We start from the raw sequence: 20,932 nt of genomic DNA, 5'->3' as shown, positions 1-20,932 counted from the left end.
ATTACACCAGCTGAGCTGCCAGCAATGGCCAGCGTGCGTCAAAGTCGACGGTAGGGCGATAGCGAAATTCAGAACGGACAAAACGCAACAGCATACCTTCACAATATGCCAGCAGCTGGCTGGCCAGCAGGGTTTCATCGGTGGTGAAAGCCTCGCCTTCGCGCATTTTTCGTTCGCGCATGACCTGGCGTAACTGCACTTCAATCCGCTCAAACAGCTGATTAATGCGCCCCTGCAGGCGATCCTGTTCAAACATCAGCGCATGACCGGTCAGAATTCGGGTCAGACCAGGGTTGCGTTCGCCAAAACCGAGGATCAACTGCACTATCAGGCGCAGGCGCGGCAATGTCTCTTTTTCATCATTTAAGATCAGATTGATACGGGTGATCAGGCTGTCTTCAATAAACTCAATCAGACTGTCAAACATCCGCGTCTTGCTGGGAAAATGCCGGTAAAGCGCTGCTTCGGAGACACCGACATTGGCAGCCAGCTTGGCGGTGGTAATGCGCTGGCTTCCGTCACTGGATTCCAGCATCTGCGCCAGAGACTGCAATATTTCCTCGCGACGATTCCTTTTCGCACTCTTTTTTTCTGCCATGACTTAAAAGACCCCTGAAAATTCACCATAAACGGGCAAACACCCACGTAACATCCGTGAAAGAGCGTCTCACGGTATGGAAGAGTTAAACGGCTTTACCTTTCACACCTGACGCTATAGCGCCAGGTGCTTTGGCGATAAGTTACGAGGGATGTACGTTATGCGTTACTGGCGGCCGGAGTGGCCAAAGCCACCTTCACCACGTGCACTGGCATCAAAATCTTCGACCAGGTTGAACTCCGCCTGCACCACAGGCACAAAGACCATCTGCGCAATGCGTTCACCGGGTTGAATGGTGAAGTTATCCTGACCACGGTTCCAGACGGATACCATCAGTTGCCCCTGATAATCAGAGTCGATCAGGCCGACCAGATTGCCCAGTACCACACCGTGCTTATGACCCAGTCCGGAGCGCGGCAGGATCACTGCCGCCAGTTCAGGGTCAGCAATATGAATGGCTAATCCGGTAGGCACCAGCGTGGTAACGCCGGGCGCCAGTTCAATGGCCTCATCAAGGCAGGCGCGCAGGTCCAGACCGGCAGATCCCGAGGTGGCGTAAGTTGGCAGCGGAAATTCCTTGCCTACGCGCGCATCCATAATCTTAACGTCGATTTTTTTCATCATAACGGCTGACAATCTCGTCTATTAACTGTTGGCCAAGGAGTGACTTATCGCTAAGCGGTAAGGCTTTGTCTCCCTCCTGCCAAAAAAGGTGAAGAGCATTGGTGTCGCTATTGAAACCCTGCCCGGCTTTTGCAACATCATTGGCGCAGATTAAATCCAGATTCTTCCGCGCACGTTTTTGTTGGGCGTATTCTTCCACATTCTGGGTTTCAGCGGCAAATCCTACCACATAGGGCCGGCTGTCGGTCATCGCGCCGACGCCCGCCACAATGTCGGGGTTTTTTACCATGGTGAGCGTCACTTCATCACCCTGTTTTTTGATTTTTTCTGCGGAGATAGTGGCCGCGCGGTAGTCTGCCACGGCTGCGCTGCCAATGAAAATATGCTGACGCGTTATGTGCTCCATCACCGCTTTTTCCATCTCCAGGGCGGTGATGACATCAATGCGTTTCACCCACTGTGGGGTCGGCAGGTTTACCGGGCCGGCCACCAGCGTAACATTGGCACCGCGTGCGGCGGCGGCGGCGGCGATGGCAAAACCCATTTTCCCCGAACTGTGATTGCTGATATAGCGTACCGGATCCAGCGCTTCGCGCGTTGGCCCGGCGGTAATCATAATATTGAGATGTTGCAGGTCGTTGACCGGTGTCGACCATTGTACCGCGCGATCAACAATCGCCAGCGGGTCCAGCATACGTCCCGGGCCAATATCGCCGCAGGCCTGGCTGCCGCTATCCGGTCCCCAGAGCAGTACCCCGCGCCCGGCCAGCACTTTCAGATTGTGCTGAGTCGGTATCGCGCGATACATCTGCTGATTCATAGCCGGTGCAATGGCAATCGGGGCGGCCGTTGCCAGGCAGATGGTGGTCACCAGGTCATTCGCCATACCGGCGGCAAGACGGGCAATCAGATCGGCGGTGGCGGGAGCGAGGATCACTAAATCCGCCCATTTACCCAGCTCGATATGGCCCATTGCCGCTTCTGCCGCCGGGTCAAGCAGGTCATCAGAGACCGGAAAACCGGATACCGCCTGCAGGCTAAGCGGCGTGATAAAAGCTTTTGCCGCTGCGGTCATCACCACCCGCACTTCTGCGCCGCGATCGCGCAGGCGACGTACCAGTTCAGGTGCTTTATAAGCCGCGATACCGCCGCTAACGCCCAGTACGATGTGTTTACCGGTTAATCCCGTCATAGTGTTATCCGTCATCATTACCTTCAGCCAGACGCGCTGCTTCGCGTCACGATTTGCGTATTTTATCACACTCCGCGTGATGAACCCTTTAGCATCCCGCCACCTTTGCGAGGCAGCGCGAAAGCTGACAATTTGCCGCTACTCAGGACGCGCACCGCGAGGCATTCTGCTCCTTTTATCAGGGAGAGGTGTCATATGGAAGTGTCATGGCAGCAATTAATGCCGCGCGAGAAGTTGCAGCAGAGGGGAGCAGAGGCGCTGACCGATGCTGAGTTGTTAGCCATCTTTTTGCGCACCGGCTCCGTCGGGCAACCGGTGATGTCGCTGGCCAGCCAGCTACTGCTCCATTTTGGTTCGCTGTATCAGGTGATGACCGCAGATAAACAGGCGATGTCGGCGGTGAAGGGCGTAGGCGACGCCAAGCTGGCGCAGTTGCATGCGGTGGCTGAACTGGGGCGGCGCTTTTTCCGCGCCAAAATGGCGCGTGAAGATGTGCTGGCGAATCCGCAAGTGACGCATCAATATCTGCTGGGGATGCTGGCGCACCGGGAACGGGAAATTTTTATGGTGATTTTTCTCGATAACCAGCATCGGGTAATCGCCGCGCAGGAAATGTTTGCCGGCAGTATTAACAGCGTGGAGGTACATCCACGTGAAATTATACGTGAAGCGTTAAAAATCAATGCAGCGGCACTGATTCTGGCGCACAATCATCCCTCCGGGATGCCGGAGCCCAGTGCCGCCGATCGGGATATCACCCAACAGATAATCAATGCCGGTTTGTTATTTAATATCAGGATATTAGATCATCTGGTGGTCGGCCATGGCCAATATGTCTCTTTCGCTGAACGCGGTTGGTTATAAACTGTGCAACAATGCGGGGGGAATGGTCTGGATTGCGCTTTTTCTGAACAGTTTCCTGACCGGGTGCGGCTATTTTGCACGATCCGTCGGGATCTTTATCTGTTCGGGACTTGAGCACTGGCGCTACAGGGCGTATACTACGCCACCTTTGAGAATCTCGGGTTTGGCGTTTCGGCCTGCCAGCGGGTTCACATAGAACTCGCCTGGATGGGCTTAGAGCCTGACGAGGCGGCCAAGACCTTATTTTTAAAGCTCGAGCTGAATTTGATTTTTGGAGAATTGACATGTCACGAGTCTGCCAAGTAACTGGCAAGCGTCCGGTGAGCGGTAACAATCGTTCCCACGCAATGAACGCGACGAAACGCCGTTTCCTGCCGAACCTGCACTCTCACCGTTTTTGGGTTGAGAGCGAAAAGCGCTTTGTTACGCTACGTGTATCTGCTAAAGGTATGCGTGTTATTGATAAAAAGGGTATTGATACGGTTCTGGCCGATATCCGCACCCGTGGTGAGAAGTACTAAGGAACTGAATCATGGCTAAAGGTGTTCGCGAGAAAATCAAGCTGGTTTCTTCTGCTGGTACAGGTCATTTTTATACCACCACGAAGAACAAGCGCACTAAGCCGGAAAAACTGGAACTGAAGAAATTCGATCCAGTTGTCCGTCAACACGTGCTCTACAAAGAAGCTAAAATTAAGTAATTTTGGCGACTTAAGAAAAACCCGGCTTCGGCCGGGTTTTTTGTTTTATAAGACAGTAAAACACAAGGAGTTGGCATGCCTGAATTACCTGAGGTAGAAACCAGTCGGCGCGGTATCGAGCCGCATCTGGTGGGTGCAACCATTTTGCATGCAGTGGTGCGTAACAGCCGCCTGCGCTGGCCGGTATCACAGGAAATTCATGCACTGAGCGATCAGCCGGTATTAAGCGTACAGCGCCGCGCCAAGTACCTGCTGCTGGAGCTGCCGACCGGCTGGATTATCATTCACCTCGGGATGTCGGGCAGCCTGCGGGTGTTGCCGGAAGAGATCCCGGCGGCAAAACACGATCATGTCGATTTGGTGATGAGCAACGGCAAAGTGCTGCGCTATACCGATCCGCGCCGCTTTGGCGCCTGGTTATGGAGTGTCGACCCGCAGGCCAGTAATGTACTGGCGCATTTAGGGCCGGAGCCGCTTAGTGAAACCTTTAATGGCGACTATCTGTTTGCGAAGTCACGTGCGAAACGTACGGCGATCAAACCCTGGTTAATGGATAATAAACTGGTGGTTGGCGTCGGGAATATCTATGCCAGCGAATCGCTGTTTGCTGCGGGGATCCTGCCCGATCGTCCGGCAATGTCACTGACATCGGCTGAGTCTGCGCTGCTGGTCGCCACCATTAAGGCGGTGTTGCTGCGTTCGATTGAACAGGGCGGCACTACGCTGCGTGATTTTCTGCAGACCGATGGCAAACCGGGCTATTTTGCTCAGGAGTTGCAGGTCTATGGCCGCGCCGGTGAGGCGTGTCGGGTGTGCGGCACCTTAATTGAAAGCGCCAGACATGGTCAGCGTAGCACCTTCTTCTGTCGCACCTGTCAGAAATAATAGCCGACACGCCCTTCGCGGTGTGGTTGCGGAGCCACTGACGGCGCCGGGCTTCTACACCAGTTTGGCCATCAGCGCCTGATACACCGCCGGCGGCAGAAAGGCCTGCACATCGCCCTGATGGCGCGCCACCTCTTTCACCAGCGATGAAGAGATAAAAGAAAACTCTGCCGACGGCATCAGAAATACGCTTTCCAGCGTCGGCAGCAGATGGCGGTTCATATGCGCCAGCTGCAGTTCGTATTCAAAGTCCGATACCGCGCGTAATCCACGTACCAGCACACTGGCATTTTGCGCTTTAGCAAAGTTCGCCATCAGATCGCTGAACCCGACGACTTCAACATTATCGAGATGCGCAGTGACCTGTTGCGCCAGCGCCACACGCTCATCCAGCGTGAACATCGGTTGCTTACCTGGGCTGGCGGCAATCGCCAGCACGATGTGATCGAACATCAGCGCCGCACGGGTTACGATATCGAGATGACCATTAGTCATCGGGTCGAAAGTACCGGGATAGATCGCTTTCGTGCTCATAAGCTACCTTTCTCTGCTGCCTGATTAAGTGCCCATAGTGCGGCATATTTGTTAAAGGTGTACTGCGCATTGACCATAGCCAGGATCCAGCCCTGCCTGCCATCAAGAAAACCGGCGCGCAGCAGCAAGGTCTTGAGAAAGGCGCTGAAGGTATGGCTGAAGATGGAGAATAGCGAACAGCCTTTGCCCTGCTGATGGCGCTGCCTGGCCCAGGCTTCCGCATAAGCAAACTGCTTGCGCTGAAACGCGGAGAAGTCACGGCAGGTCAGATGTTGCAGATCGCCATGCAGCGCTATCACCTGCGCTTTACGGCTATCCAGTGACTCATGCACCTGATTATCATTGTAGTGGTAGTCGCGCGGATAGAGACGGGTAACGCGGTCAGGATACCAGCCGCTGTGGCGCATAAAGCGACCAAGGAACAGATTGCGTCGGGCGATACTGTAGACGGTATCGGGCTGCGGATGTTCCAGCACCTGTTCAATCGCCGCGCGCAGTTCGGGGGTTACCCGCTCATCGGCATCGATCATCAAAATCATATCGCCAGTGGCGTATTGCTGGGCATGCTGGCGTTGCAGGCCGTAACCGGGCCAGCCTTCAGAGTGATAAACCTGCGCATTATGCTGGCGGGCAATATCGGCGGTGTTATCGCTGCTGCCGGAATCAAGCAGGATGATTTCATCGGCCCAGCTCACTGACGCCAGACAGTCGGCTATTAGCCCGGCCTCATCTTTGGCGATCATCACCACCGAAAGTCGTTGGCGAACGGTCATTTAGTGATTCCGTGGTGGCAAATGGGGTTCGAGTAACTGTAGCAGACGCTGAAGCGCGCCCTGATTTTGATGCAGCACTTCTACCGCGTGACGGCCGTAATAGCGGCGATAATCATCGTCAGTGAGCAGGTTGCCGATCTCTTTATCCAGCGAAGCGACATCGGTCACCGTAATCAGGCCATCAGCCTGCTGGAGTTTGCTACAGATATCTTTGAAGTTGAAGGTATGCGGGCCCATCAGCACCGGAATGGCATGCGCGGCAGGCTCCAGCGGATTATGACCGCCGCGTTCAACCAGGCTGCCGCCGACAAACGCCAGATCGGCGATGCCGTACAACAGCATCAGCTCACCCATGGTGTCCGCAATCACAACTTGGGTGCTACCGGATGGGACTTCACCACTGCTGCGCAGGATATAGCTGAAGCCACCTTTTTGCGCCATATCGCGCGCGTCGGCAAAACGCTCCGGGTGACGTGGCGCCAGAATCAATAACAGATTGGGAAAGCGTTGCAGTAGCTGACGATGGGCAGCATAGATAATGCTCTCTTCGCCCTCATGGGTACTGGTGGCAATCCATACCGGACGACGCGGTGCCCACTGCGTACGCAGCGTGATGGCGCGTGCCGCCAGTTCTGGCGTTACGGAGATATCAAATTTCAGGCTGCCGGTTACCGCGAGGTGCGAACGTTTTAAGCCAAGGCTGACAAAACGTTCACCATCTTCCTGATTTTGTGAGGCAATCAGCGTGATGCGCTGCAGTAAATCGCGCATAAACTTACCCAGCTTCTTATAGCCGGCCGCTGAGCGTTCAGAGAGGCGCGCATTGGCAATAACCAGCGGGATCTTACGATCGTGCAGCGCTTTGATAATATTTGGCCACAGCTCGGTTTCCATAATAATCACCAGTTTCGGGCTGGTAGTATCAAGGAAGCGATGAATGGCGCCCGGCAGGTCGTACGGCAGGTAAACGTGATGGACATCTTTACCAAAGGCGGACTGTGCACGCTCGGAGCCGGTAGGGGTCATGGTGGTGACGGTAATCGGCAATGTCGGGTAGCGATGGCGCAGCGCGCGCACCAGCGGGACCGCCGCGAGGGTTTCGCCGACCGATACCGAGTGCAGTAAAATACCGTCTGGCTTTACTTTCCCTTCACAAAAACCATAGCGCTCCGCCCATCTTTTACGATAGGCAGGCGCTTTTCGACCGCGCAACCAGAGGCGCAGCCAAATCAGCGGCTGAATGAGGTAGAGCAAGGCGGTGTAAATTGTCGTCATACCGATTTTTTTACGACACGAATGCGTCAAATATTATCCCAGAGAACAATCCGGCATGTTAGCAGATAACTTGCCGGCGCTCATCTTACTTAATCATGCGGTTGTAATACTTGTTGATAAAGCGAATGCAATTCTGCGGCAAGACGTTGCGGCGTATAAGGCAGAATTCTGGCGCGCGCAGCCTCACTCATGGCTGAATCCACTACTTTCGCCGGAATGGCATTAACGGCATGCTGCAATGCCCTGATATCTAATGCGTCGCAGACAAAACCTTGCTGACCGTTGGTAATAAATTCCGCTCCGCCGCAACCAAAGCTGGTAATAACCGGCAATCCGCAGGCCATCGCTTCCAGAATCACATTTGGGAAAGGGTCATACAGCGTTGGCAGTATCAGACCGTCAGCGGCATGATAGAACGGGATGACATCCTGCTGAACCCCGACAAAACGGATACGATTCAGGCAATTAAGCTGATTGGCCAGTTGCTGATAGCGGCTCAGTTGCTTGTCCTGGCCGACGACAATCAGATAACGATCGCTACGCGCCACGGCGGTAATGGCGGCGCGCAGGCCTTTACGCTCAAAGCCTGAGCCAACATAGATCAGCGCGCAGGCCTGGTCCGGGATACGCAGTTGCTGGCGTGCAGCGTGACGGCTGGCTTCCGTTGCCGGCTGAAAACGTTGCGAGTCGATGGCGTTATAGATCACGGCAAATTTTGTTTCCGGCACCTGGAAGCAGCGGATGATGTCCTGTTTCACCATCTCAGAGTTACAGATGATTTTTTTCAGTGACGCAGAGCGAAACATCGCTTCTTCCGCCTGCATCACATAGCGATGATAAGGGCTTAAGCTGGTCGCAAGGCGTTGCAACGGTTTAATAATTCGTGCGCGCTGCTCCAGCCAGACCCGATGGACGCCATCGCCGGCGCGAAAAATATCGCAGCCTTCAATGCGCTCATGGCTCTGTACGATATCAAACTTCTCCTGCTGCCAGCAGGCCCGAGCGGCACGGGCAAAACCGCGTTCGCGAGAAATACGGCCCCATTTTTTCGGGTTGCAGATATGCAAATGCCAGTCCGGATTGGGCGTGCCCTGCCAGCTGCGGGTGATAATATTCAGATCGAGCTGGTCGCTCTCCAGCGCTTCCAGTGCGCGTGAGATAAAGCGTTCTGCGCCGCCGTCAGGGCGATATTTCTGTCTGACGATGGCGAGGCGGACTTTATTCATCCAGATAACTCCTTGCGGCTTTCACCACCTCGGTGACCGGAATGGCGGCAAGGTAGCGCTGTTTAGTGTTGGTGTTAATCGAGTCCGGATCGGGCAGCGGCGCGTAGTCGCCTGCCCAGATCACCTGATTATGGTCACCCCATGGCCGCCAGTGCTGCAGTTTGGTCGGACCAAACAGCGCGATACAGGGGGTATTGAGTGCCGCTGCCATATGCATCGGGGCGGAATCGACACCGATAAACAGCCGGGCCTGGGCGATAAGCGCCGCCAGCTGGGGCAGGGTTAATTTACCGGCGCAGGAAACCACATCGCGGCTGTTACACAGCGACAGAATATGATCGATCATCGCCAGTTCCTGGCTGTCCGGCGCGGCGGTTAACACCACTTTCAGATCGGGGCGTGCCAGTTGATCGATAACTGCGGCGACCTTTTCATCTTCCCAGCATTTAAATACCCAGCGCGAGGTAGGTTGGATCACCAGATAAGGTTGATCGAACTGCTGCGCGAGTAGCTGCTGAACCTGTTGCTGGTCAGCTGCGCTGTAATGCATCGACGCACGGATCCCTTTAACCGGAACATCCAGCGGTTGCAGCGCGGCAAGGTTTTGTTCGACGGTATGCAACTGATGGTGGTCGTCGGTTGAGACCAGATAGTTGTGGCAGAAGCGCCAGAGACGATTGCGGCGCTTTTTAAAATCAAAGCCAATGCGTATCGGCGCGCCGGAAAAGCGGGTGATCATGGCGCTGAGCCACTGGTCGGCAAGATTAATCACCACATCATAATGGCGTGAACCTAGCTGGCGGGTGAGGGCCATTTCACGCTTCAGACGTTGCCAGCCGCCCAGTTTTTTCCAGTTTCTGTCGATAGCATAAATTTCGCCAATGGCCGGATGTGCCTGCAACATTGGGCGGGTTTCCGCATACAACAACACATCAATAGTGGCGTGCGGATAACGCTGATGTAAGGCGTTGATCACCGGCGTCGTCAATAGCATGTCGCCATGATGGCGTAACTTGATCAGCAGAATATTACGTGGCGTAAACGTTGAGGGAATCGGGCTTGCCATACTTATGGTTTCTCAAGGTTAAGTAGAGCGATTGTAGGGGAAAGCCATGGCGGGTTAAAGCCACCCGCGCTGAATAAGCCGCAGGTGGTATGTTTTGCTCATACCGGTCAGCAGGCCTGGCAACATGCGCCGCAGTGGCATTACCGACCGCCAGGCTGACTGTTGCCTCAGGCGTTATAGCCGTTTGGATTGTTTGACTGCCAGCGCCAGGCATCACTCATCATGGTATCCAGATCGCGCTTCGCCTCCCACTCCAGCCCGCTTTTCGCCAGCGTTGGGTCGGACCAGCACTCACCGATATCGCCTTCACGTCGCGCCGCGATCTGGTAAGGAATTTTGCGACCGGATGCCCGTTCGAATGCCTGCAGCATCTCCAGTACCGAGTAGCCGATGCCGGTGCCCAGGTTGTACACCGCAACGCCATGATGGCGATCGATAAATTCAATCGCTTTCAAATGACCCTCTGCGAGATCCATCACGTGGATATAATCACGTACTCCGGTACCGTCTTTGGTCGGGTAGTCATCACCAAAGATCGCCACTTTCTCCAGCTTGCCAATTGCCACCTGGGCAATATAAGGCATCAGGTTATTAGGAATGCCATTCGGGTCTTCGCCAATCATGCCTGATGGATGGGCGCCGACCGGGTTAAAATAGCGCAGAATAATAATGGTAAACGTTGGTTCGGCACGCGCGAAGTCTTGCAGAATCTGCTCGATCATTAACTTGGAGGTACCGTAAGGATTCGTGGTGCCGCCAGTGCGTGATGCCTCGGTCAGTGGGATCTGTTCCGGCTGGCCATAGACCGTCGCCGATGAGCTGAAAATTAGCTTTGTCACGCCAGCCCGGCGCATTTCATTGAGTAGGACCAGGGTGCCGGCGAGGTTATTGTGATAGTACTCCAGCGGCTTACGCACCGATTCACCGACAGATTTTAGCCCGGCGAAATGGATCACCGCCGAGATTGTATGGCGGGCAAAAATATCCCTGACCTGTGCGGCATCGCATACATCACCCTGACAGAACGTGACGCTTTTGCCGCTCAGGGCCTCTACCCGGCTGAGGGCCTGCGGGGAGGAATTGACGAGGTTGTCCAGTACTACCACCTCTTCGCCTTGCTCCAGCAGTGTCAGCACCGTATGTGAACCGATGTAGCCTGCCCCTCCGGTGACCAGAATCGCCATATAAATCCCTTCTCTCAATAGGCTATGATGTTATTCGACCGCCAGTTTGAGGTAACGGTCAATAATTAAATTAATCTCGAATTTAGCATACATCGCGGCAGTAATAGTCGGCGGCGCTTGCCAGCCAAGACGCAGTTTTTCCGCCAGCGATGTGGCGCTCAGGTCTGCCTGATAAGCCGCCAGTTCACCCACCATGATTTCCCCTACGCCGCCAGGGCATGCGGTGCTGACAATCGGCGTACCGCAGATCAGTGATTCGATTAATACCCCAGGCAGCCCTTCACTGTCCGAACTTAATGCGAACAGGCGCGCGCCTTTGATCATCGGTAGCGGATTCCTGGCGAAACCGGCCAGAACCACCTGCTGCTGCAGATTCAGTTCGGCGATTTTTGCCTGCAGCTCAGCGGTAGCGGCCGCTTCACCCTGACCGACAATCACCAGTCTGGCCGGTATGCCAGACTGTGCAAAGGCTTCCAGCAGGCGGTCCTGGCGTTTAACCCGGTGAAAGCGCCCGACATGCAGAATATACTCTTCGCCGGCAAACGGGTTCTCTTCCTGCGCGCGCTGCCGTATCTGTGCGACATCAAACGGATTATAAATGGTGATCAGTTCGCGCGGGACAATGCCCATGACTTTTACTAAATCTTCGCCCACCGCGTCGGAGACAGTAATGATATTGCGTCCGCGATACACCTGCTGAATTTTGTTTTTTTTCAGCCAGCGCGCCAGCGGTTTTTTATTGCCAAGGTAGGAGCGCGAATAGATGCCATGAATGCAATGCCAGACATTACAATCGGCTAACTGCTGCGACCTTACGACAATGCGATCGGTTTTATGCAGGCTGGAAATGACCAGCACCGGGCGCCCTTTCTCGGCGAATAAGCGCTCCAGCTGGCGATCAAGGGAGCGGGCACGGCGTGAAAGCTCCGTCAGTTTACGCAGCGGACCGCGGTCATTGTCCTGATCCACACGGTAATCAATATTGGCCGGAATATCGTAATCCAGCCGCTTGCTCAGTGACAGCAGGGTGACAGCGTACCCACGGTCGGCAATACCTTGCGCCAGGGTTAGGGTGACATTTTCAGCCCCCCCGCCCGGTAACCCATCAATGATGAAAAGAATATGCCTGGTCATGGCATTAGCAGCCCTGGATAATAAGTCAGGGGTAAATTCTAATGGAGTCACTATGCTGTGGCTACTTTTGCAGATTTTTCCCTGGCCGGAGCAGACTAAATTTCTTTGCGCTGATAAGGCCTGCTGCGTAACATAACTGCTCAGTTTTTATGAGGTCAGAAAAGATATGGTAAGGCCGGCATTTCTCATCACGATTGACACTGAGGGCGACAACCTCTGGCAGAATCATGACAAAATCGATACGCGCAACGCGGCATTTTTACCGCGATTCCAGTCCCTGTGTGAGAAATATGGTTTTAAACCCACCTGGCTAACCAATTATGAAATGGCTATCGATCCGGCCTATATCGAGTTTGCCAAAGATGTGATTGCCCGTAATCAGGGCGAGGTGGGGATGCATCTCCACGCCTGGAATAGCCCGCCGTTGTACGATCTTACCGGTGACGACTGGCGGCATAAACCTTATCTGATTGAATATCCTGAGGATGTGATCAGAGATAAAGTTGTCTTTATGACCGAACTGCTGGAACAGACTTTTCAGACGAAAATGCTGAGTCACCGCGCGGGTCGCTGGGCGTTTAATGAGTACTACGCATCACTACTGATTGAACTGGGCTACCAGGTCGACTGTTCGGTTACCCCACGCGTCGACTGGCGCCAGTCGCCGGGCGACCCGAATGGGCAAGGCGGTACTGACTATCGCGATTTTCCGCGCCACGCCTACTTTATTGATCAACAAAACATTGCCAGACCCGGCAGTTCGCCGCTGCTGGAAGTGCCGATGAGTATTCAATACAAGTATTCATCACTGATGAATGGCTTTAAGCAGGGCGTGGATCGTCTGCGTGGTAAAAAGCGTGGTCCGTCGGTGAACTGGCTGCGTCCGGCGCGGGGTAATCTTGATAAGATGAAACGCGTGGCTGAACAGTCACTGGCGGAAGGCGCTGATTACGTAGAGTTTATGCTGCACTCCTCCGAATTTATGCCGGGCGGCAGCCCGACATTTAAACATGAAGCCGATATTGACCAGCTTTACGCCGACCTGGAGCAGCTATTTGACTGGTTGCAGTCGCGTACTTTGGGAATGACATTAGCCGGGTATCACCGGCAATTTAAGGACGCCAGATGAGGAAACGTTGGAAGTTCAGGGCAGTCGATCTCTTTCTGCGGCTGTATACCGGACGAAAAGGGTTGTTAGCATCACGCGACAGCTTCTTTCAGGAAAATCAGTTTGCCAACATTGTCATCTACTCCACCACCGCACTGGGGGATTTTATGATGAACACCCCGGCGATCCGCGCAGTACGTCAACGGTTTCCTGACGCCCTGATTACGCTGGTGGCACATCAGAAATTTCGTGATTTTCTGGAGGGGGGTGAAGACTGGGATCGTGTGGTGTACTGGAATAGTAAAGTTAACGCTCTGACGACGTTGCTTAAGCAGTTGAAAGAGAAGGGAAAGCCTGATCTGGCGTTAATTTTGCACTCTCATGAGCCGTATGACTATCTCAGTGCGGTGATGTCCGGGGCAAAATATATCTTCCGCGATAACTATTCCGATGATAATCCGTGGCGCGACCGCTGGCTGACCAATTTTACCTATGGTTTTAAAGGCCATCTGGTGCAGCGTAAGCTGGAATTGGTGGCGCCGCTGGGGTGCGACACCCATAATGGCGCGATGAAGGTGCCACGTCCGCCGACAGCGAAGGTTGCCAAGCCAGATAAGCAAAAGATCCTCGGTTTTCAGATGGGAGCATCCTCGGCTGAGCGTTGCTGGCCAGCGGAAAGTTTTGCCGATGTCGCCAATACTCTGCTGACGGAGAATCCACAGGCCAGCGTGGTGTTAATTGGCGGGCCAGGAGAAAAACATCTGGAAGCTCCGTTTATGGAGAAGATCGAGCCGGCGCTGCGTGCGCGTATTCACAGCCAGATTGGTAAGACCACGCTTCCCGGACTGGTTGAGACGATTAATACTTTCGATGCGATGCTGACCGGCGATACCGGACCTTTGCACGTGGCGATTGCGCTTCAGGTGCCGACGCTCAGTCTGTTTGTTACCGAAGAACCTTCGTCGAGCGGGCCTTATCAGGATCGTGAACTTCATCGGGTTTTATACGGCGTGCGTATGGCACTTAAACCCGGATCGTTGTCTAACGAGGCGATGAAAACTATTACATCAGCGCAAGTTATCGCATGTTTGCGTGCTGACTTTACCATTTTTCGCTGATTCAACGGCCATCGCTGCCAGGCAGGAAAAGAATGTCTTTACTCGTGCAGTTAAAGGATTATCGTCGGACGTTGTTTTACACCGTACTGATGCTGGTTTTACTGTCAAATCTGACCATGTTCTATAGTGTTAAATCAGCCAAAGTAATGTTTTACTGGGCTTTTTATGCTTCATTTTTTGGCGTTATTTATGATTTTCACTGGCTGCAAAAGCGCCACTGGTGGGTCATTGCGCCTATAGCCTTACTGGGGTGCAGCGACCTGATCTGGTTTTCCTGGATCTACATCGGCAGCCCGGATTATGACGAATTTAATGGGTATCTGAATACCGGGAAACGCTTAATCCTGGCAGCGGTGATTGGCTATTATCTGCTGAGCGTAATGCCAAAATATCATGAGATGAGCCGAACAGTGATTAAGGTCACTCTGATCCTGACCTTCGTGATTGCCAGTGGCGTCGGGATTTATCAGCATCTCTATCTGCCTGGTCGGGTAGACTTCTTTCTTGGGCGCGCCACCAATGCCGCCTATGATTACTCCATCCTCTCCGCCGCTTTGATTTTCCTGCTGGTTTACGAAAACGTAAATCGCAAAACCATGTTCTGCAGCCTGCTGATTTTCGCCGTCTCTTACTACATTATCTTCCAGACCGGGACGCGTAACGTGATGGCGACCTTTCCGCTGCTGATTATCTTTGTCGGCATTGTGAAGCTGCGTCATCTGGGCTTTAAGCCGCTTATTTTCGTGGTGTTATGCATTGGCGTGGTGATGGCGCTAAGTTATCAGCATGTGATTAAGCCCAAGTTTGATACCACAATAAACGAGTTCAATCGCTATGAGACCACCAACGGAAATCTTGATGGCTCACTAACCAGTCGTCTGGCGATGTGGAAAATTGGCAGCAGCCTGATTGCCAGACATCCTTTCGGTAATAGCCTGGAAGATCGCTGGCACTATGCGCAAGAGTACGTACAAAAGCATAATGAAGACCGCAGCGCGTTACGCTACATCAATGTGCATCTGCATAACGAAGTGATTGAAGTAGCCAGCCTGATGGGTGTACAGGGCGCAATAGTGCTGTTGTTCTTCTATTTCTCGCTGCTCGGATATGCTTACTACACGCGTAACCCGGCGCTGTTTGCCGTGATGATGGGGATTATTGTCTGTGGGCTGACGGATGTGCTGTTCGGCAGTCGCGAGCAGACCATTATGCTGAGTTTATTAATTATCTCGGTGGTGCTGTGGCATAAGGATCGACTGCCTTCGTCTCAGCGGGCGTGATTGTTGCCCGGGCTGGCGTAATTAGCGCGCCAGCCTGGCAACCTGCAGTAACTTCCGTTTATAGCTAAAACGAATACGCCTGTCGGCCAAAAACGCCAGCTTTCCTACCGCCCTGATCCGCTGCCTGGTGCTTTCCAGCTCTGCTGTTCCCGCCATGTCCTGACCGTAACGATTGAGCAGGTCAATCCAGTGGCAGGCAATAAGATGGCTAAAGCGGGCAGGAAATATGCGATCCATATTTTCCAGCGTCTGAAATAAGTAACGGATTTTATTAGCGTTGATGCGGGCGGAAAGACTGCCGTGGCGCTTGATATAGAGATAAAAACCGCTGCGGGAATAGAGTATTTTCTGACTGCGGGTAAGGAGTGACGGAAACACCCAGCTATCTTCGTAGCAGGTAAAATCAGGAAACGGCGTGGCGACCAGCAGTTCACGGCGGATAAACTGGCCGATAACGTGGGCCTGGAAATCGCGGTGGATCAGGAAACGCTCAATGGCGTTGTCTGATGACAGCGTTTCAGGCGCCGCATTACTCTGCGGCTCAGGGACCGGCGCGTTTTCTTCCATCTCAATCAACTTACAAATCAGCAGATCCGGCCGCTGCTGCTGCAAAATTTGCAGCTTATCTGCGAGCTTACCGGCTAACAGCAGATCATCACCATCCACCATCAGAATATATTCCCCCTGACAGTGGGCAATGGCGAAGTTACGCACTTTACCAATATTGGCGAACTGCGTGACAAAGGTTTTACTGACCGGATAGCTGGCAGCGAAGCGTTCAATGATCTCCTGCGTATTATCACTGGAGTTATCATTGGTAATGATAAATTCGCAGCGCGGCAGCGCGTTGCCGAGCGCATCAGCCACGCTTTGCAGGGTGGCTGATAAGTATGCCTCGCCATTATGCGCGGTGATAATAATGCTTAATAGCGGTGGCATTGGCATAGTTTGCTCTTAATCAGCAGGGAGTTATAAAAGACTATTTAATCTGGCGGCAACGACAGCGGCGGAGATATCACTGATTTCATTGCCGTTATCGGGCTTCAGCACAAACTGATTCTGACCATAGCCGCCAATCAGGCCGGGATCGGTTGGGCCATACAGCGTGATATTCGGGCGGTCGAGGGCGGCGGTTAAATGACTTAAACCGGTATCGACGGAAACCACCGCTTTGGCGCCGGCCAGGGTTCTGGCCACCTGTTCCAGCGTCAGTTTAGGCAGCACATCGGCGTAGTCAAACCCTTCCGCCAGGCGCTGAGCACGCTGGTGTTCATGTTCGGCTCCCCATGGCAATTTGATCCGCAGCCCGCGGTCGGACATCAACGAGATCAGCTCGCGCCAGTGCTCTTCCGGCCAGTGTTTGCTGGCGCGGGTTGTCGCATGCAGGAATACCAGATACGGATGCGTATCGACCGGTGGTTCGGCAAGGAAATGGGATGCGATCGCATAATCGCCCTGCGTGGCCGGTTTTTCGTAGCCCAGACTTTTGGCAAACAGTTCGCGGGTACGTTCTACCGCATGTTGCTGCTTATCGATCTCATGGCGCTTTTCATACCACCAGGTGGCCAGAGGCTCACGCGCACTGCGGCTGTCCAGCCCATGCTTCACCCCTTTGGCGAGACGGGTCACCAGCGCAGCGCTTTTAATCAAACCCTGCGCGTCGATAACCACATCGTAACTGCGCGACTGCAGCTCGCGTTTAAACTGTACGCGCTCTTCGCGCTGCTGGCTGCCAAACCAGTGTTTGCGCCAGCGACGAATTGCTATCGGCAATACGCGGTCCACCGCCGGATGCCATGACGGGATCTGGGCAAAGCCTTCTTCCACCGCCCAGTCAAAACGGATGCCGGGGATGGCATGCATCGCATCGGTCAGCGCGGGAAGCGTATGCAGAACATCGCCCATTGATGATGTTTTAACAATCAGAACCTGCATTAACTCTCCTGGCTCTGTGCGAGCAGGTTGTCCAGCTCGGCGAGGACGCGAGCGGGCTGAATATCAATCAGGCTTTGGTGATAGCCCTGATCGGCATCACCTTTGCGCACTTTGTGATAGCCGGTAATCAGGCGGATAACCCGCGCCTGCTGCGACAATGGCGGCGTAAAGTCCGGGCTGCTGGGACCATACAGCGCAACCAGTGGACGATTGAGTGCGGCGGCAATATGCATCAAACCAGAATCATTGCTGACTACCGCGCGGCAATGCGCTAACAGAATGACCGCCTGTTCCAGCTGCGTTTCACCGGCCAGGTTGCGGCAGAACGGACGTGCCGCTTCCGGCAGGGACTGGATAATCTGTTCGCCGGTGTCATGATCCTTGGCTGAGCCGAACAGGATAATTTGCCGGCCCTGCGCAATCAACTGCTGTGCCAGGGTGGCATAGTGGTAATGCGGCCAGCGCTTGGCCGGACCAAATTCGGCGCCGGGGCAAAAACCGACCGCCGGGCGTTCGCTGTTTAGCGAAAATGCCGCGGCGGTAGCCGTTTTTTCCTGTTCACTGACCTGCAGTTGCGGCCACAGCAGTGGCTGCGGCAGGTCGCGCGCCGACTTAATCCGCTGTTTATCATAAGCCAGCGCGACATAGCGCTCGACCATTAACGGGAAGGCCGGTTTATCCAGCACCCGCAGATCGTTCAGCAGGCCGTAACGCATTTCACCCCGCCAGCCGGTACGCTGTTTGATACCGGCAAAGAACGGCACTAACGCCGATTTAAACGAGTTTGGCAACACATAAGCACGGTCGTAACCCTGCGCGCTCAGCGCTTTGCCAAGGCGACGGCGCTCAGCAATCTCCAGCGCGCCGTGGCCCAGCGGCATCGCCAGCGCCTCGTTGACTTCCGGCATGCGGGACAGCAGGGGACGGCACCATGCAGGCGCCATCACGTCAATCACTGCCTCAGGATAAATGGCCTTCAGCGTGCGATACAGACTTTGCGACATCATCATGTCGCCGACCCATGACGGCCCGATCACCAGAATTTTCATCGACGAAATTGCCTTCCTTAAGCGTCGCGGTTCAGCCATGCCATATATTCAGCCACACCTTCGGCGACGGTTTTAAACGGCTTATCATAGCCCGCAGCGCGCAGTTTGGTCAGATCGGCGAGGGTGAATGCCTGGTAACGGCCTTTCAGTTTTTCCGGGAATGGCACGTACTCGATTTCACCTTTCTGGTGATAATTCAGTGCCGCATCTGCCACTTCCTGGAAGGATTCGGCCCGGCCGGTTCCGCAGTTGAAAATGCCGGAGACGCCATTTTTCCAGAACCACAGATTGACCGCCGCCACGTCTTCCACATACACGAAGTCGCGTTTAAAACTGTCGCTGCCTGCAAACAGTTTCGGGTTCTCGCCGTTATTCAGCTGGGTATTCAGATGAAACGCCACGCTGGCCATGCTGCCTTTATGACCTTCACGCGGACCATAGACGTTAAAGTAGCGGAACCCACAAATCTGCGAGTCGGCTTCCGGCAGGATCTGGCGCACATAGTGGTCAAAAATCATTTTGGAGTAGCCGTAAACGTTCAGCGGCTGCTCATACTGGCGTTCTTCAATAAAGTCGCGGTTGCGGCCGCCGTAAGTGGCGGCGGAAGACGCGTACAGGAACGGGATTTCACGTTCCAGGCAGTAGTGCAGCAGTTCTTTAGAGTACTGATAGTTGTTGTCCATCATGTACTTGCCATCCCACTCGGTGGTGGAGGAGCAGGCACCTTCATGGAATACCGCTTCAATGGTGCCGAAGTCATCACCGGCGACGATGCTGGCGATAAAATCTTCTTTATCCATATAGTCAGTGATATCTAAATCCACCAGATTGACGAACTTGGTGCCGTCTTTCAGGTTATCCACTACCAGGATGTCATTAAAGCCGTCGTTGTTGAGCGCCTTAACAATATTGCTGCCGATAAAGCCGGCGCCGCCAGTCACGATAATCATGAGCTTAACCTTAACCTTGAACAATGGGATGAAACGGGAGGTTTCATACGCTTATAACTCACATCATAACATTTCATTGCCGGGCAGACAGCCAGATGAGTCCGTAACGGAATGTAACTGCGATCTTATGGCGTGATATATGCTGCAAAATTGACAATTGGTATGGCGAAATATCGTTTAATAATTTTCTCTTCAGTAATATGTGCCAGAGAATGGCTGATTATGGAGGATAAACATGAGTGCGAATTTTTATCGTCAAATCAACGATCAACTGGCGCAAAGCCGTCAGGAAGGTCTGTTTAAAGAAGAGCGCATTATTACTTCGGCGCAGCAGGCTGAGATCGAAGTGGGCGAGGGCAATCATGTCATCAACTTTTGCGCCAATAACTATCTCGGGCTGGCAAATCATCCGGCTCTGATCCTGGCGGCAAAAGAGGGAATGGACAGCCACGGCTATGGTATGGCCTCGGTACGTTTTATCTGCGGCACCCAGGATAGCCATAAACAGCTGGAACAGCGGCTGGCGGAATTTCTCGGCATGGAAGATGCCATTCTTTACTCCTCCTGCTTTGATGCCAACGGCGGCCTGTTTGAGACGTTGCTGACGGCCGGGGATGCCATTATTTCTGATGCGCTAAATCACGCTTCGATTATCGACGGCGTGCGTTTATGCAAAGCCCGACGCTACCGCTACGCCAACAACGATATGGGTGAACTGAAAGCCCGGCTGGAGGAGGCGAAAGCCGCGGGGGCGCGCCATATTATGATCGCCACCGATGGCGTGTTTTCCATGGATGGCGTCATCGCCAATCTGCGTGGCGTATGCGATCTGGCCGGGCAGTATGGCGCGCTGGTGATGGTTGATGACTCCCATGCGGTCGGTTTTGTCGGCGCGAACGGTCGCGGCACTCATGAATACTGCGAGGTAATGGGCCGCGTCGACATTATCACCGGCACCTTGGGTAAAGCGCTGGGCGGCGCCTCCGGCGGCTATACCGCCGCAAAAAAAGAGGTCGTGGAGTGGCTGCGTCAGCGCTCACGACCTTATCTGTTCTCCAACTCGCTGGCGCCGGCGATTGTGGCCGCATCAATACGCGTGCTGGATATGCTGGCGGAAGGCGATGGTCTGCGCCAGCGCTTGTGGGATAACGCCCGTTTCTTCCGCGCAGAGATGACCAAAGCCGGCTTTACCCTCGCCGGTGCCGATCACGCCATTATTCCGGTGATGCTGGGCGAAGCGGCGGTGGCGCAGGAGTTTGCGCGCCTGCTGCAACAAGAGGGGATCTATGTCACCGGTTTCTTCTATCCGGTGGTGCCGAAAGGTCAGGCGCGAATTCGTACCCAGATCTCTGCCGGCCATAGCCAGCAGCAGCTGGTACGTGCGGTGGAAGCCTTCACGCGCATTGGTAAGCAACTTAATGTGATCGCCTGAGGGGT

Annotated in this window: 22 protein-coding genes; 8 read left to right on the top strand and 14 right to left on the bottom strand. The window is 54.1% G+C overall.

The features are described 5' to 3' along the window. Window position 1: 1 nt before the first annotated feature. The 3 genes from slmA to coaBC all read right to left on the bottom strand — a co-directional run bounded on the left by slmA (window position 2) and on the right by coaBC (window position 2,414). Window positions 2-598: a nucleoid occlusion factor SlmA gene (gene slmA / locus JWF83_RS22980; RefSeq protein ID WP_413652827.1), complete on the bottom strand. Its 597-nt coding sequence runs from the start codon at window positions 596-598 to the stop codon at window positions 2-4. Between the two features lie 165 nt (window positions 599-763). Continuing rightward, window positions 764-1,222 (bottom strand): dUTP diphosphatase, encoded by a 459-nt coding sequence (gene dut, locus JWF83_RS22975; protein WP_413652826.1) that lies wholly within the window; start codon window positions 1,220-1,222, stop codon window positions 764-766. Beyond that, entirely contained in the window at window positions 1,200-2,414 is a 1,215-nt protein-coding gene (gene coaBC, locus JWF83_RS22970; protein WP_413652825.1) for a bifunctional phosphopantothenoylcysteine decarboxylase/phosphopantothenate--cysteine ligase CoaBC, read from the bottom strand. The genes dut and coaBC overlap by 23 nt, the downstream gene beginning before the upstream one ends. Before the next feature lie 195 nt (window positions 2,415-2,609). On the opposite strand from coaBC, the gene radC reads away from it, so the two are divergent. The 4 genes from radC (at window position 2,610) to mutM (ending at window position 4,863) form a co-directional block, all read left to right on the top strand. Continuing rightward, complete coding sequence (gene radC / locus JWF83_RS22965; RefSeq protein WP_413652824.1) at window positions 2,610-3,278, top strand: RadC family protein; 669 nt, start codon at window positions 2,610-2,612, stop codon at window positions 3,276-3,278. A gap of 284 nt (window positions 3,279-3,562) precedes the next feature. Continuing rightward, window positions 3,563-3,799, top strand: a complete 237-nt coding sequence (gene rpmB, locus JWF83_RS22960) for a 50S ribosomal protein L28 (RefSeq protein ID WP_413652823.1) — start codon at window positions 3,563-3,565, stop codon at window positions 3,797-3,799. Between the two features lie 11 nt (window positions 3,800-3,810). After that, window positions 3,811-3,978 (top strand): 50S ribosomal protein L33, encoded by a 168-nt coding sequence (gene rpmG, locus JWF83_RS22955; protein ID WP_002208990.1) that lies wholly within the window; start codon window positions 3,811-3,813, stop codon window positions 3,976-3,978. 75 nt (window positions 3,979-4,053) lie between these two features. Next, window positions 4,054-4,863: a bifunctional DNA-formamidopyrimidine glycosylase/DNA-(apurinic or apyrimidinic site) lyase gene (mutM, locus tag JWF83_RS22950; protein ID WP_413652822.1), complete on the top strand. Its 810-nt coding sequence runs from the start codon at window positions 4,054-4,056 to the stop codon at window positions 4,861-4,863. Between the two features lie 54 nt (window positions 4,864-4,917). On the opposite strand, the gene coaD is transcribed toward mutM, so the two are convergent. From coaD to JWF83_RS22915, 7 genes are all read right to left on the bottom strand, one after another. Continuing rightward, on the bottom strand, window positions 4,918-5,397 hold the full coding sequence (gene coaD / locus JWF83_RS22945; RefSeq protein WP_413652821.1) for a pantetheine-phosphate adenylyltransferase: 480 nt from the start codon (window positions 5,395-5,397) through the stop codon (window positions 4,918-4,920). Further along, on the bottom strand, window positions 5,394-6,170 hold the full coding sequence (locus JWF83_RS22940) for a glycosyltransferase family 2 protein (protein WP_413652820.1): 777 nt from the start codon (window positions 6,168-6,170) through the stop codon (window positions 5,394-5,396). Before JWF83_RS22940 ends, coaD begins: the two co-directional genes overlap by 4 nt. Further along, window positions 6,171-7,445, bottom strand: coding sequence for a lipid IV(A) 3-deoxy-D-manno-octulosonic acid transferase (waaA, locus tag JWF83_RS22935; RefSeq protein ID WP_413652819.1), 1,275 nt, complete (start codon window positions 7,443-7,445; stop codon window positions 6,171-6,173). Window positions 7,446-7,534: 89 nt separating this feature from the next. Beyond that, entirely contained in the window at window positions 7,535-8,671 is a 1,137-nt protein-coding gene (locus tag JWF83_RS22930; RefSeq protein ID WP_413652818.1) for a glycosyltransferase family 4 protein, read from the bottom strand. Beyond that, complete coding sequence (rfaQ, locus tag JWF83_RS22925) at window positions 8,664-9,737, bottom strand: putative lipopolysaccharide heptosyltransferase III (RefSeq protein WP_413652817.1); 1,074 nt, start codon at window positions 9,735-9,737, stop codon at window positions 8,664-8,666. Before rfaQ ends, JWF83_RS22930 begins: the two co-directional genes overlap by 8 nt. A gap of 167 nt (window positions 9,738-9,904) precedes the next feature. After that, a complete protein-coding gene (gene galE, locus JWF83_RS22920) occupies window positions 9,905-10,921 on the bottom strand; it encodes a UDP-glucose 4-epimerase GalE (RefSeq protein WP_413652816.1) in 1,017 nt (338 codons plus the stop codon). Window positions 10,922-10,951: 30 nt separating this feature from the next. Further along, window positions 10,952-12,055, bottom strand: coding sequence for a glycosyltransferase (locus JWF83_RS22915; protein ID WP_413652815.1), 1,104 nt, complete (start codon window positions 12,053-12,055; stop codon window positions 10,952-10,954). Between the two features lie 166 nt (window positions 12,056-12,221). On the opposite strand from JWF83_RS22915, the gene JWF83_RS22910 reads away from it, so the two are divergent. Genes JWF83_RS22910 through JWF83_RS22900 form a run of 3 tightly spaced genes read left to right on the top strand, consistent with a single transcriptional unit; the run spans window position 12,222 to window position 15,561 of the window. Continuing rightward, entirely contained in the window at window positions 12,222-13,184 is a 963-nt protein-coding gene (locus JWF83_RS22910; RefSeq protein WP_413652814.1) for a polysaccharide deacetylase family protein, read from the top strand. Next, window positions 13,181-14,281, top strand: coding sequence for a glycosyltransferase family 9 protein (locus tag JWF83_RS22905; protein WP_413652813.1), 1,101 nt, complete (start codon window positions 13,181-13,183; stop codon window positions 14,279-14,281). Before JWF83_RS22910 ends, JWF83_RS22905 begins: the two co-directional genes overlap by 4 nt. A gap of 32 nt (window positions 14,282-14,313) precedes the next feature. After that, window positions 14,314-15,561, top strand: coding sequence for an O-antigen ligase family protein (locus JWF83_RS22900; protein ID WP_413652812.1), 1,248 nt, complete (start codon window positions 14,314-14,316; stop codon window positions 15,559-15,561). A 21-nt stretch (window positions 15,562-15,582) separates the two neighbouring features. Here JWF83_RS22900 and JWF83_RS22895 read toward each other — a convergent pair whose 3' ends face one another. The 4 genes from JWF83_RS22895 to rfaD are packed head-to-tail and all read right to left on the bottom strand — an operon-like array spanning window position 15,583 to window position 19,495. After that, window positions 15,583-16,506, bottom strand: a complete 924-nt coding sequence (locus JWF83_RS22895; protein WP_413652811.1) for a glycosyltransferase family 2 protein — start codon at window positions 16,504-16,506, stop codon at window positions 15,583-15,585. A gap of 24 nt (window positions 16,507-16,530) precedes the next feature. After that, window positions 16,531-17,496 carry a lipopolysaccharide heptosyltransferase RfaC gene (rfaC, locus tag JWF83_RS22890; RefSeq protein WP_413652810.1) on the bottom strand — a complete coding sequence of 322 codons (966 nt, stop codon included), beginning with the start codon at window positions 17,494-17,496 and terminating at the stop codon, window positions 16,531-16,533. Next, entirely contained in the window at window positions 17,496-18,545 is a 1,050-nt protein-coding gene (rfaF, locus tag JWF83_RS22885; RefSeq protein ID WP_413652809.1) for an ADP-heptose--LPS heptosyltransferase RfaF, read from the bottom strand. Before rfaF ends, rfaC begins: the two co-directional genes overlap by 1 nt. A gap of 17 nt (window positions 18,546-18,562) precedes the next feature. Next, complete coding sequence (gene rfaD, locus JWF83_RS22880; protein ID WP_413652808.1) at window positions 18,563-19,495, bottom strand: ADP-glyceromanno-heptose 6-epimerase; 933 nt, start codon at window positions 19,493-19,495, stop codon at window positions 18,563-18,565. A 235-nt stretch (window positions 19,496-19,730) separates the two neighbouring features. On the opposite strand from rfaD, the gene JWF83_RS22875 reads away from it, so the two are divergent. Then, complete coding sequence (locus JWF83_RS22875) at window positions 19,731-20,927, top strand: glycine C-acetyltransferase (protein ID WP_413652807.1); 1,197 nt, start codon at window positions 19,731-19,733, stop codon at window positions 20,925-20,927. Window positions 20,928-20,932: the final 5 nt, after the last annotated feature.

This window comes from Pantoea sp. B65, from assembly GCF_047308185.1.
GTDB lineage: Bacteria > Pseudomonadota > Gammaproteobacteria > Enterobacterales > Enterobacteriaceae > Erwinia.
The sequence above is the reverse complement of the archived record's forward strand: the minus strand, read 5'-3'. Positions and strand labels throughout refer to the sequence as shown.

Excerpts from the sequence above, each read along its gene's own strand:
- slmA (WP_413652827.1), bottom strand. The coding sequence starts at position 598 with ATGGCAGAAAAAAAGAGTGCGAAAAGGAATCGTCGCGAGGAAATATTG.
- dut (WP_413652826.1), bottom strand. The coding sequence starts at position 1,222 with ATGATGAAAAAAATCGACGTTAAGATTATGGATGCGCGCGTAGGCAAG.
- coaBC (WP_413652825.1), bottom strand. The coding sequence starts at position 2,414 with ATGACGGGATTAACCGGTAAACACATCGTACTGGGCGTTAGCGGCGGT.
- radC (WP_413652824.1), top strand. The coding sequence starts at position 2,610 with ATGGAAGTGTCATGGCAGCAATTAATGCCGCGCGAGAAGTTGCAGCAG.
- rpmB (WP_413652823.1), top strand. The coding sequence starts at position 3,563 with ATGTCACGAGTCTGCCAAGTAACTGGCAAGCGTCCGGTGAGCGGTAAC.
- rpmG (WP_002208990.1), top strand. The coding sequence starts at position 3,811 with ATGGCTAAAGGTGTTCGCGAGAAAATCAAGCTGGTTTCTTCTGCTGGT.
- mutM (WP_413652822.1), top strand. The coding sequence starts at position 4,054 with ATGCCTGAATTACCTGAGGTAGAAACCAGTCGGCGCGGTATCGAGCCG.
- coaD (WP_413652821.1), bottom strand. The coding sequence starts at position 5,397 with ATGAGCACGAAAGCGATCTATCCCGGTACTTTCGACCCGATGACTAAT.
- JWF83_RS22940 (WP_413652820.1), bottom strand. The coding sequence starts at position 6,170 with ATGACCGTTCGCCAACGACTTTCGGTGGTGATGATCGCCAAAGATGAG.
- waaA (WP_413652819.1), bottom strand. The coding sequence starts at position 7,445 with ATGACGACAATTTACACCGCCTTGCTCTACCTCATTCAGCCGCTGATT.
- JWF83_RS22930 (WP_413652818.1), bottom strand. The coding sequence starts at position 8,671 with ATGAATAAAGTCCGCCTCGCCATCGTCAGACAGAAATATCGCCCTGAC.
- rfaQ (WP_413652817.1), bottom strand. The coding sequence starts at position 9,737 with ATGGCAAGCCCGATTCCCTCAACGTTTACGCCACGTAATATTCTGCTG.
- galE (WP_413652816.1), bottom strand. The coding sequence starts at position 10,921 with ATGGCGATTCTGGTCACCGGAGGGGCAGGCTACATCGGTTCACATACG.
- JWF83_RS22915 (WP_413652815.1), bottom strand. The coding sequence starts at position 12,055 with ATGACCAGGCATATTCTTTTCATCATTGATGGGTTACCGGGCGGGGGG.
- JWF83_RS22910 (WP_413652814.1), top strand. The coding sequence starts at position 12,222 with ATGGTAAGGCCGGCATTTCTCATCACGATTGACACTGAGGGCGACAAC.
- JWF83_RS22905 (WP_413652813.1), top strand. The coding sequence starts at position 13,181 with ATGAGGAAACGTTGGAAGTTCAGGGCAGTCGATCTCTTTCTGCGGCTG.
- JWF83_RS22900 (WP_413652812.1), top strand. The coding sequence starts at position 14,314 with ATGTCTTTACTCGTGCAGTTAAAGGATTATCGTCGGACGTTGTTTTAC.
- JWF83_RS22895 (WP_413652811.1), bottom strand. The coding sequence starts at position 16,506 with ATGCCAATGCCACCGCTATTAAGCATTATTATCACCGCGCATAATGGC.
- rfaC (WP_413652810.1), bottom strand. The coding sequence starts at position 17,496 with ATGCAGGTTCTGATTGTTAAAACATCATCAATGGGCGATGTTCTGCAT.
- rfaF (WP_413652809.1), bottom strand. The coding sequence starts at position 18,545 with ATGAAAATTCTGGTGATCGGGCCGTCATGGGTCGGCGACATGATGATG.
- rfaD (WP_413652808.1), bottom strand. The coding sequence starts at position 19,495 with ATGATTATCGTGACTGGCGGCGCCGGCTTTATCGGCAGCAATATTGTT.
- JWF83_RS22875 (WP_413652807.1), top strand. The coding sequence starts at position 19,731 with ATGAGTGCGAATTTTTATCGTCAAATCAACGATCAACTGGCGCAAAGC.